7 protein-coding genes are annotated in these 12,006 nt (G+C 42.6%); all 7 read left to right on the plus strand.

What is annotated here, in order from left to right; translation table 11 throughout:
• Positions 1-1,350 precede the first annotated feature (1,350 nt).
• On the plus strand, positions 1,351-2,454 hold the full coding sequence (locus HMPREF9455_RS01430) for a DUF4434 domain-containing protein (protein WP_006797782.1): 1,104 nt from the start codon (positions 1,351-1,353) through the stop codon (positions 2,452-2,454).
• Positions 2,455-2,464: 10 nt separating this feature from the next.
• The gene (locus tag HMPREF9455_RS01435) at positions 2,465-3,865 is read left to right on the plus strand and encodes a sugar porter family MFS transporter (RefSeq protein ID WP_006797783.1); all 1,401 of its coding nucleotides are present in this window, start codon (positions 2,465-2,467) and stop codon (positions 3,863-3,865) included.
• 32 nt (positions 3,866-3,897) lie between these two features.
• Positions 3,898-5,073: a n-acyl-d-glucosamine 2-epimerase gene (locus tag HMPREF9455_RS01440; protein ID WP_006797784.1), complete on the plus strand. Its 1,176-nt coding sequence runs from the start codon at positions 3,898-3,900 to the stop codon at positions 5,071-5,073.
• Between the two features lie 64 nt (positions 5,074-5,137).
• Positions 5,138-8,284, plus strand: a complete 3,147-nt coding sequence (locus tag HMPREF9455_RS01445) for a SusC/RagA family TonB-linked outer membrane protein (RefSeq protein WP_006797785.1) — start codon at positions 5,138-5,140, stop codon at positions 8,282-8,284.
• Positions 8,285-8,303: 19 nt separating this feature from the next.
• Positions 8,304-10,019 carry a RagB/SusD family nutrient uptake outer membrane protein gene (locus HMPREF9455_RS01450; RefSeq protein WP_006797786.1) on the plus strand — a complete coding sequence of 572 codons (1,716 nt, stop codon included), beginning with the start codon at positions 8,304-8,306 and terminating at the stop codon, positions 10,017-10,019.
• A 19-nt stretch (positions 10,020-10,038) separates the two neighbouring features.
• A complete protein-coding gene (locus HMPREF9455_RS01455) occupies positions 10,039-10,479 on the plus strand; it encodes a hypothetical protein (RefSeq protein ID WP_006797787.1) in 441 nt (146 codons plus the stop codon).
• A 31-nt stretch (positions 10,480-10,510) separates the two neighbouring features.
• Positions 10,511-11,977, plus strand: a complete 1,467-nt coding sequence (locus HMPREF9455_RS01460) for a DUF5018 domain-containing protein (RefSeq protein ID WP_006797788.1) — start codon at positions 10,511-10,513, stop codon at positions 11,975-11,977.
• The last annotated feature ends 29 nt before the right edge of the window (positions 11,978-12,006 follow it).

Here is a 12,006-nt window from a genome sequence, read left to right on the forward strand (position 1 = left end):
ACTCATTTGCTAATATGCTAATATACAAATCTGCTAATTAATTCTTTCAAAGAACTCTTTTTCTTGTAAACCAGTAAACTGATAACTAGTATACTTCAAAATACATAGATAAACTTTCGGAGCAAAAACACATATTTCGCGCGTTTGCCCTGCCAACGGTCAGGAGCGGAGCGTATGTAAAAGTAACACCTTTTCCACTACTTTTTATCTGTCTTTTATTCTTCATGTAAATCCCCTCTAAAGAACGATCTAAGGGGCTGCCAATATTTCAAAGAACTCTTCTTTATTATGCTTGCTGCGATAATCATTGTATAGATAAAATAAATAATAATGCGAATCAGTAGTTGGATTTTAATGTTCAATTTTTTTAACGTGCCTGCCAGCTTGTATTTGGCTCCGCCGATTTCCGCTTCGCTCCAATTCATTTTGCCTTGATGCAAAACGAAACAAAAAATCAAGGCTGCATCCCTCCGGCGACCCAAAACCGCAGCTCCGGTGGGGCAAAATAATACGGAATCATTTTTAGTTGGATTATCAGCCGTGTATAGCAGCTACCCTATTTTGCCCTACACCTCCGCTTTACGGATTGGGTGCCCCGCCTGCGGAATGAGGCCGTTATCGCGATGCGGCGACAGGACAGAGGCTTCTCATGCTTTAGCTCCACGTGCGTCAGCCCTTGCGCATTAGTGACGCAGGCGGGGTACCCAATCCGTTACAGGCGGCGTAGAATCAAACGGGGCGATAGCCCGTGTGTTTGATTCAGCCGACGAAACGGTTTTGGGTCGCCGAGGAACGAAGCGCTAGCCTTTTGGTTCGTTTTGGGCAATGCCAAAATGAACGTTTAAGCGGAACAAAGTGAAGCAGAAAATAATAGAACAATTTTATCCTACAATAATTGCTTTAACTACTGATTGGCATTAATAATATATGTGGATTAATGATTGAGATCCTTTAATCAAATTCTACCCTTATTTGTATAATTCATTAAAAGTTTCGATATATTGTTAAATATATTTCGAACTATTTTTTTTAATGTATCGAATAATCTATATTAATGAATATTTTTTTAATGATATGCTCTTGTATTTAATTATAATGTTAAAAATGACCGTATATAATTAATTATTTTATTAAATGCTTTGCTTATAAAAAATATTTTATCATATTTGTCGTAGAAATGAATACTTGACGTAACTCCTTAATAAGCCTGACGCTCTGATACCCGAATTATATGTTTGATAATTAATGTATTATTATCGAAAGAGAAGCTTGATTGTTTTATTTTATTATCATAATATAGCATATAAGCGGAATAAATTGTAATTGTAAGCAAATAATAACCAATACTATATGGAAACAAATAATCGCAGAGATTTCCTCAAAAAAGCGGCAATAGCCGGAGTTTCAGCTGTAGCAATACCTGCTGTGGCGGCCTGCGGAGGAAAAACTTCGGATAACAGTAAAACCTTAAAAGCGGACGAGTCTATCCAGAGTAGTCTGATAGTACCAAAAGCAAACGGACTCCATATTTCGGGTACGTTTCTGGATGAAATATCACATGATATACCCCATCAGAACTGGGGCGAAAAAGAGTGGGATCTCGATTTTCGTCATATGAAGAATATTGGGATCGATACAGTCATAATGATCCGTTCCGGATACCGCAAGTTTATTACATATCCTTCCCAATATTTATTGAAAAAAGGTTGTTACATGCCTTCGGTCGATTTGGTTGATATGTACTTGCGCCTTGCACAGAAATATAACATGAAGTTTTATTTCGGGCTTTATGATTCGGGTGAATATTGGGATACTGGCGATCTGTCTTCCGAAATAGAGCATAATAAATATGTAATAGATGAAGTATGGAAAAAATACGGTGAAAAATATAAAAGTTTCGGCGGATGGTATATTAGTGGAGAGATCAGCAGAAAAACCAAAGGAGCAATAAATGCTTTTTATTCGATGGGGAAACAATGTAAAGATGTATCGAACGGGCTACCTACATTTATATCACCATGGATCGATGGCAAAAAGGCTGTAATGGCCGCATCGAGCCAGCTGTCGAAAACTGAATCGGTTTCAGTTCAGGAACACGAAAAAGAATGGGGCGAAATATTTGATGGCATAAAAGGAGCGGTAGATGCATGTGCCTTTCAGGATGGGCACATAGATTATGACGAACTGGACGCTTTCTTCGAAGTGAATAAAAAACTAGCAGATAAATATGGCCTTCAATGCTGGACAAATGCAGAGACTTTCGATCGTGACATGCCTATAAAGTTTCTTCCTATCAAGTTTGATAAATTGCGGATGAAGCTTGAAGCCGCTAAGCGGGCGGGATACGATAAGGCCATAACATTTGAATTTTCACACTTTATGAGCCCTCAGTCGGCCTATTTACAAGCAGGGCATTTATACGACAGATATAAAGAATATTTCGAAATAAAATAAAAGTACATATATGAATTCTTCTATAAATATAAGATATATAAGCTTTTTGTCTGTTGTTGCAGCTTTGGGTGGATTTCTTTTCGGATATGATACCGCTGTGATTTCGGGAACTATAGCACAGGTTTCAGCTCAATTCTCTCTCGACGCCTTGTCTCAGGGATGGTATGTGGGATGTGCCCTTATAGGTTCCATATTCGGCGTTATGTGTGCCGGAGTACTAAGCGATAATTTTGGACGGAAAAAGACATTACTGGTAGCAGCCATACTCTTCTCTATATCTGCTGTCGGTTGTGCTATATCCTCTGATTTCAATCACTTGGTGATAGCACGCGTTGTCGGAGGTATTGGTATTGGTGTAGTCTCTATAATATCGCCGCTTTATATTTCAGAGATATCAGTTGCCGAATACCGTGGACGTTTGGTATCTCTTTACCAGCTTGCTGTTACGGTAGGCTTTCTGGGGGCTTACCTTGTAAATTATGCTTTGTTGAATTATTCTGCAAACGGCGCGGAACAATTGTCGAATCCTACATTATATCATATTTTCCATAGCGAAGTATGGCGGAGCATGCTGGGAATGGCAGTGATACCGGCTTTGTTGTTCTTTGTTGTTATATTCTTCATACCCGAAAGCCCTAGATGGTTGATATTGAAGAATCGTGATGCGAAAGCCGGATCAATACTGAAACATATATATGGTTCGGTAGAGTCAGCTGCATATGAGATGAACGAAACTAAAAGAGTAATAGGAAGTGAAACCAGGTCAAACTGGCGTATCCTGCTAAAACCGGGTATAACGAAAGCCGTTATTATCGGGGTGGCAATTGCTATGCTGGGGCAGTTTATGGGAGTGAATGCCGTACTTTATTACGGGCCGTCCATTTTCGAAAGCAGTGGCCTGTCGGGCGACGATTCACTTTTCTATCAGGTGATTGTGGGCTTGGTAAATATGCTGACCACCATTCTGGCAATCTTTATTATCGATAAGATAGGACGAAAGAAACTTGTATACTATGGCGTTTCGGGTATGATAGTTTCACTCCTTCTCATTGCATTCTATTTTGTAAAAGGAAACGATTTGGGCATACCTAATGTGTTATTACTCATATTCTTTCTTGCCTACATCTTTTTCTGTGCGGTATCCATCTGTGCTGTAATCTGGGTTTTGTTGTCGGAGATGTATCCGATCAAAGTGCGTGGGCTGGCTATGTCTATTGCCGGATTCTCCCTTTGGATAGGAACATACCTGATCGGACAGCTTACCCCATGGTTGTTACAGAACCTGCGGCCCGAAGGCACGTTTATTCTCTTTGCGGTTATGTGTATCCCGTATATACTTATTGTGTGGAAATTAGTCCCTGAAACAACAGGTAAATCGTTAGAAGAAATAGAAAAATTCTGGGAAACATAAATCAGAAAAGTACTATATAAAAATACAATCTTATGGATTTTAAAAAATTAGAGAAGCAGTACAAATCGGAGCTGCTAGACAATGTATTGCCTTTTTGGCTCAAAAACTCTCAGGATAAAGAGTATGGCGGATATTTTTCTTGCCTCGACAGGGATGGGACAGTATTCGATACTGATAAGTTTATTTGGCTGCAAGGGCGCGAGGTATGGATGTTTTCCATGTTGTACAATAATGTGGAAAAACGTCAGGATTGGTTGGATTGTGCCGTTCAGGGCGGGGAATTCCTCAAGAAGTACGGACACGATGGTAATTACAACTGGTATTTCTCTCTCGACCGGGAGGGTAACCCTTTGATAGAGCCTTACAATATATTTTCATATACGTTTGCCACGATGGCGTTCGGGCAATTGAACAAGGCTACAGGCAATGAGGAATATGCAGAAATAGCACGTAAGACTTTCGATATTATTTTATCAAAAGTGGATAATCCGAAAGGAAAGTGGAATAAGGCATATCCGGGAACACGGAACCTGAAAAATTTCGCGTTGCCGATGATCCTTTGCAATCTGGCTTTGGAGATAGAGCATCTGTTGCCGGAAGCGTTCCTGAATAAAGTGATGGATGACTGCATCCATGAAGTGATGGAAGTATTTCTACGGCCCGAATTAGGAGGATTGATAGTAGAGAACGTGACTGTGAATGGTGAATTGTCAGATACCTTCGACGGTCGCCTGATGAATCCCGGACATGCAATAGAAGCTATGTGGTTTATCATGGACCTGGGACATCGTCTCAACAGGCCCGAATTGATAAACAAGGCTGTAGAGACAACTTTGAAAATGATTGATTACGGCTGGGATAAGGAATACGGAGGCATTTTCTATTATATGGACCGTTTGGGACGCCCGCCGCAACAATTGGAATGGGATCAGAAACTATGGTGGGTGCATATCGAAACGCTGATAGCATTAATAAAAGGATATTACCTGACAGGAAATCAGGAATGCGCGGAATGGTTTGAATCAATACATAATTATACATGGCAACACTTTAAAGATAACGAATACCCCGAATGGTACGGATACCTTAACAGGCAAGGTGACGTCTTATTGAGCCTTAAAGGAGGAAAATGGAAAGGATGTTTCCACATTCCTCGCGGACTATATCAGATATATAAGACAATATCTGAAAACCAGAATGATCTATGACTATTATAATTATTAAATTCAATGAAAAAACAAAAGAAATTGCTAACATTTTAACATCGACACTATGAAGATTAATTACGATGAAAAAAGAAAGCGCAGATATCCTAAATTTATATGGATATTATTATGTGCTTTTATGTGTCTGTCCAATGCTTATTCCCAAAAAACAATAACAGGGAAAGTTACTGACTCTCATCAGGAAGCGTTGGCTGGTGTTTCTGTCGTGTTGAAAGGCGCGACAGTGGGTACGTTTACGGATATAGACGGTGCGTATAAAATCACGGTGCCTTCCGGTGATGCGTCGCTTGAGTTCTCGTTTCTGGGTTTTAAGCCTCAAACTGTGATAGTAGGAAACCGCTCTGAGATAAATATCACATTGGTCGAAAATCTGAAGGAACTCGACGAAGTGGTGGTTGTGGGATACGGTGTCCAAAAACGCGCGCACCTGACAGGCTCTGTTTCGCAGATTACATCTGAGGATATAGTAAAAGCACCAATGCAGAATGTCTCGAATATGCTTACCGGTAAACTGCCCGGATTGACTAGCCTTCAGCGGTCGGGCAAACCCGGCGATGACGGGGCAACGTTCTATGTACGCGGATTGAATTCGTTTGCCGGCGGTAATGGCCCGATGATAGTTGTTGACGGAGTACCCCGTACAATAGATAATCTGAATCCGAATGATATCGAAAGCGTATCCGTGCTAAAAGATGCGGCGGCATCCGTGTATGGTATTCAGGGTGCAAATGGGGTTATCCTGATTACTACGAAATCGGGAAGCGAAGGTCCTGCCAAAATCTTTTATGATGGTTCTATGACATGGACGGCAAATACGGCGATGCCCGAGTACCTGAACGCGAGGGACTATATGTACTGGCATAACAAAGCCCGCCAGATGGATGGGCTTGATCCTCTGTGGACGGCCGGTATTCAGAATAAAGTGATGAGCGATGACCCGAACAGTATATTTGGTCAGACCGACTGGCTGGATAAAATCTTCAGAACCGGAATAACCCAGCAACATAATATCTCAGCTTCGGGCGCCACCGAAAGAGTAAAATATTATGCGAGCATAGGTTTCATGAATCAGGAAGGAACATTGATTAATACAGATTTAAAGCGTTATAATGTACGCACTAACCTTGATATTCAGGTAGCTAAAAATTTGAAATTCAGCATAGGACTGTCAGGGGACCGTAGGGATCGGCATTGGCCGGGTACGGCTATTGGTAACCAAACCGAATTCAGCCCGATCAGGCAGGCTATAGCAGCCATACCTATCTTCAAGTCCGAATATGACGGTATGAATGTGGCATGGAATAACGGGACGTACAACAATAACGGTTATGCCGCCCTGACAGAATCGGGTTGGAAGAATAATACCCAATGGCAGCTCAACTCCAATTATAAGCTGGAATACGACCTTTCCGGTCTGACGGATGTATTGAAGGGATTGAAAGCATCAGTATTCGCCGCTTATAATTACAGCAATACAACCGATGATAATTACGACCGTTACTATGAGGTATACTCCATTAACGGAAATTTTGATCAGGGAGTTTCCGGAGCCAGTGGATACACAAAAGGTAATTCATATTCCAAATCAGCGTCGTGGGGCGATACATGGATGTTGCGCCCGCAATTTGATTATTCCCGCGAATTTGGTAAACATTCTATAAGCGCTACGCTGTTATTTGAAACTAAAAAGAGTTATTCGAATACGATGACCGGAGCGGCCCGGGGATTTTACAGTGACGTAGCTGTCGATATAAGCATGGGATTACTCTCCCTTCCAAAAGGTTGGCAGGCAGTGACGGGATCTCATAAGTATTCTGATGGAACGGCCTCTTACGTGGGACGGCTCAACTATGTGTTCGATAAAAAATATTTGGCGGAAGTAGTGGTTCGTCGTGATGGATCATATGTATTCGCACCTGAGAACCGTTGGGGTACTTTTCCTATGGCTTCGGCGGGTTGGGTGGTTTCGGAAGAAGAGTTTTTCTCTAATGCATTCCCCAATGTTGACTTTTTCAAAATCAGGGCCAGCGTCGGAACTGCGGGTAATATGGTTAATAATATGCCTTACTTATATCAATCGGAATTTGAGGTTGCAAAAAACAGTATGGTGCTTGGAGATAATCCTATTACCCAGCTTTATACCAAAAACGCATACCTTTACCGCGATGTGACATGGGCTTCCACCATTTTGTATAATCTGGGTTTTGACTATACTATGTGGAAGGGTAAACTAGGTGTGGAACTGGATTTATTCTATAAACGCACTTATGATATTATACAAACTCAGTCTGGAGCTTATCCTCCTTCATTAGGTGGACTTTTCCCTGCGATCAGGAATTCAGGGGAAGTTGAGAATAAAGGCTTTGAACTCACACTGAAACACGATAATCGTATCGACCGCGATTGGAGTTATGGGTTGAAAGGCAATTTCTCATTTGCCCGTAACCGCGTACTGAAGATAATCAATCCGGACGATCATCCCCTCTACCGCAGTCAGCTGGGACAATCCATGAATGCAAGATATGGCTTTAAGGCTCTCGGATTGTTTCAGAGTCAGGAAGAAATAGACAACTATCCGATAGCGCCGTCAGGAAACCTGCGTCCGGGGGACATAAAATATGAAGATGTGAATGGAGACGGGATTATCAGTTCAATGTATGATTATGTAAAAATCGGATACGGAGATGTTCCCGAAATTACTTTCTCGCTTGATATGAACCTGTCATACAAAAACTTTTATGCCACATTATTATGGCAGGGTGTTACGAATACCGACTATACACTGTCCGGTACATATGATACGGGAGTACTCTCGTCCACGAATTATACAGCTTCGTTCGCCGAGAACGGCAATTCGCCTTATTACCGTATCGAAGGAGCATGGACGCCTGAAAATCCGAATGCCAAATATCCGAGATTGACTACCGTAAATAGCGGCAACAATGCATGGCATTCCACATGGTGGCTTGTAAACGGTGAGTACCTGCGCCTGAAAAACGCGAATATCGGATATAATGTTCCTTCTAAAGTATTGAAAAGCACTCCGTTTAGCTCGGTGAATATCTATCTGGCAGGGACCAACCTGCTTACGTTCAGTCATTTCAAATATGTTGATCCCGAAAGCCCGTCGGTAAGTAACGGATATTATCCGCAACAAAAAACCTATAGTTTGGGACTTAAAGTAACATTCTAATAATGTGAGGAGGAAAAAAATGAAAAAGAGAACAATTATAAAATTATTAAGTGCCGTCGCCTTAACTCTGTGTATGCCTTCCTGCCATGACGCTTTGGATTTGGAGAATACGGGGGTATTGTCGAGCGATGCAGTCTGGGGTTCGTCAGATGCGGCCGACTTGTATATCACAGCATCTTATAAAACCTTTACTGATATTTCGCAGGTGAGCAACAGTCGCAGTGTATTCTATGACAGCTATTCCGATCTGATGAAATCTACATCATGGGATTTGTATAACCATTCATATAATAAGGTTTTATTGCAAGCCAGCTCGTTTTCAACCGGCAGTGCGGGTGCATTTGATTGTTGGGGGTTATATAATGACCGTATTCGCCGTGCCAATGTATTGTTGGACGAAATGAGGCGTTACGACGCTGACAACAGGTTTGGAGAAGACTGGTGTAATGTACGCCGCGCGGAGGTACGACTTTGCCGTGCTTTCACATATTATCGCTTGATCCGTGTCTATGGAGGAGTGGTGCTTCGCACAGATGTTTCCGGTATAAACGGCGGCGTAGACGATGGTGCCTATCAGGAAGATGTGCATAGGGCCCGCCTTACTGAAGCCGAAAGTTGGGACTTTGTAATAAGTGAATTGCAATGGGCTGCCGAACGCTTGCCTGATTCATGGCCTGCCGAATGGGAAGGGCGTGCAACAAAGAAAACCGCTTACGGATTCCTTTCAAGAATGGCTTTATATGCAGGTAAATGGCAGATAGCCGTAGACGCCGCTGAAAAAGTGAAGGAGTTAGGTGGAGATCTCGCTCCTGACTATGCGAAAGTGTTTCAGGTAGATGGGAAACAGGATAACTCGAAGGAAATCTTATTCGCATTATATTACAAGCCAAGTGCCTCGGACACAGATCCCGGTGTGCCTCACAGTTTCGACCAGTACAACCGTCCTTTCGGTGACAGGGCCGTTTATAAAACGGACGCTATATATGCAGAACATGTACCGACGGCTGAACTGGCGGATATGTATGAGTTCAGCGACGGAACCGATTTCAGCTGGAGTACTTATACTCTTAATCATACAGATCCTTATACAGATAGGGAACCCCGTTTTCATGCTACTATATTGTTTAACGGCGCTGAATGGGAAGGCCGCCAGATACAGACATGGGAAGGTGGAGCCGATGAATTTAAAGATTTCACCATGTCCGCGAGTACCGGCGGACATACTTGCACTGGCTATTATCTGCGTAAATATTTACAGGAGAATTACACCCGCTTTGTAGAGCAGGGAAGCTACCAGTACGATGCGGTACTCCGTTATGCCGAGGTATTGCTTAATAAAGCTGAGGCGTATGCTGAACTGGATTATATCCGTTACAAGACTCAGGCTTTAGGCGCACTGAATGAAGTACGGGCCAGAGTAGGATTACCTGCGAAAGATGCCGCGACCAAAGAAGCGTTTATGACACTGTTGCGTAAAGAACGCTGCGTAGAGTTGGCTGGCGAAGGTTTCCGCTATTGGGATTTGCGTCGTTGGAAACTGGCTGAAAACGTTATTAATGGACAAAATGCGCATGGAGTGAAAGTAACAAATGATAATGGATCTTACACTTATGCCAGAGTAAATTGTGATGCGGGAGCTCCTCGTATATTCCTCGAAAAATATTACTATTTTTCACTGCCTACGGCAGAACTTGCCAACAATAACAAGTTAGGTGACAATAATCCATATTGGTAAACTATAAAAAATATCGGAAATGAAGAAAATAACTAAAATAGGAGCACTGGCTCTGAGTATCTTATTGACAGTCTTGTTATGGAGGTGTACCGATGCCGATGAAGATCATGTGCATAATACTAATACAATCTCGCAAATGATTTGTAAAGCGCAGCATGGTGCCAGCGAATTTCGTGGAGAGATTATGGAGTATGACAAAAATGGCAACCTTGTAAGCGGTGATTTCACACAGGAAGAAGTTGAGGGCGGTTATGGACTGGTTTTATTTGCAATATCCAAATCACTTGAAAATGACGTGGATCTGACAAATATCTACCTGACGGCGACAGTAACGTATGATGAAATTATCACACCATCTTTATCCGGAAGGCATAACATTACAGGTGATGGTATTATAATGACTGTGAAGTCGGGGGTAGGAACAACACGCCAATACCGTGTGAGAGGTTACTATGAATAACTTTTATTATTTATATAAAAATTATTTCGTTATGAAAAACTTAATCTTTAATATATATTCAATATTAGCTCTTTGCTGCATCGTTTCGCTTGGTGCCTGTAAAGACGACGACCTGAACAGTGAAGCAGAAATAACCCTCTCTTTTTCGGTTGAGGGGACAGTCGGGGATAAGCCTGCTGTCTTTAGAGGAGTAATAAATAGCGACAATACAGTCACCATTAAGGTTTCTCCTTACATCGATGCGGAAGAAGCGCTTAGCGCTGCCGTACCTACCTTTTATTTGTCAAAAGGGGCAACTGTGGTACCTGATCCGGCTATTCCTCAAAACTTTGCACAAGACGGTGGCGTGAAATATACCGTTACCTCGGAAGATGGGAAAAACAAACGTGATTATACTGTAAGTTGGGGTATTTCCGACCAGTTGCCATATGGCGAAGGATTCAGCTATGCGGAAATAGGAACAGCTAAAAAATTCGATCAGATGGGCTATCCGGGTCAACAAGGTAATTTTGATCTACCTGATTCGAAGCAGTATGGCGACCTGAATATGTACCATGCCTATTGCGGCGACTACATCGTGTTGCTTTCACGTGCATACATCGATGCCAACCCTGCTTCTCCGTATTGTATAAAAGTAGTGGATAAAAACACGCTCAACGATGCCGGTTCATTCAATTTGGGTTCCATCTCTGTAGCTAATCTGAAGATGATTACATCCGACTATAAAGGTAGGCTTGTAGGGGCTGTAGTTACCGGAAACGAAACCGAAATATTCTACTGGGTTCAGCCAACAGACGCTCCTAAATCGGTGGGTAAAATAGCCGTGAATATGGCTTCGTCTACTGATGGGTCGGCTAATTTCCAGGTAGCAGGCGATATTACAGGTAATGCTTGGATTACGGCTTTAGCCCCTCGTGGACCAAAAGGCGAACATTACCGCGTCAAGGTTACGGGAGGACAACTCGCGTCGAGCTATTCCACAATAGAAACCGGCTTTTCAAGTGGAGACAGTGCCGGCTTCCAGATGATTTCCCCGCTTGACGACTCCGACTCTCCAAGCTATGTAGTGGGTGACACCGAAGGCACAGCGGGTGCAGCCAATTCGATTCATTGTTATATTAATACGTTTTCCGGGTTGACCACTTCGACTATGCCTCCGCTTTGGCAGAATACGCTCCAGGCATGGTGGGTAGGAACCGGATTCGCCACAGCCCGTACAGGCGGCCGTGCTCCGGTCGTATGTGGAATGGTTGTCAATGGGAAAAGTTATGTGGTGGTAACCAGTGGAACAGCATGGTGGCACGCGGCCGCAGTGTTGACATCCGATTTGCAAACACTGGCCCATCAAAATCTTAATATCGCCGAAAGTGTAAACCGTAACTGGAGCTATGGTTCATATGTGGACTGGTACTGGAGCGAGGAAAACAATGAAGCTTATCTGGCTGTCTGGTTTGGCCGGCTCGGATTGTACACTTATAAATTGACTTGTTTCGAATAATTACCCGATTATAGGGAAGCCTCTTTCAA

The sequence above is a fragment of the Dysgonomonas gadei ATCC BAA-286 genome, assembly GCF_000213555.1.
In the GTDB taxonomy this organism is placed as follows: domain Bacteria; phylum Bacteroidota; class Bacteroidia; order Bacteroidales; family Dysgonomonadaceae; genus Dysgonomonas; species Dysgonomonas gadei.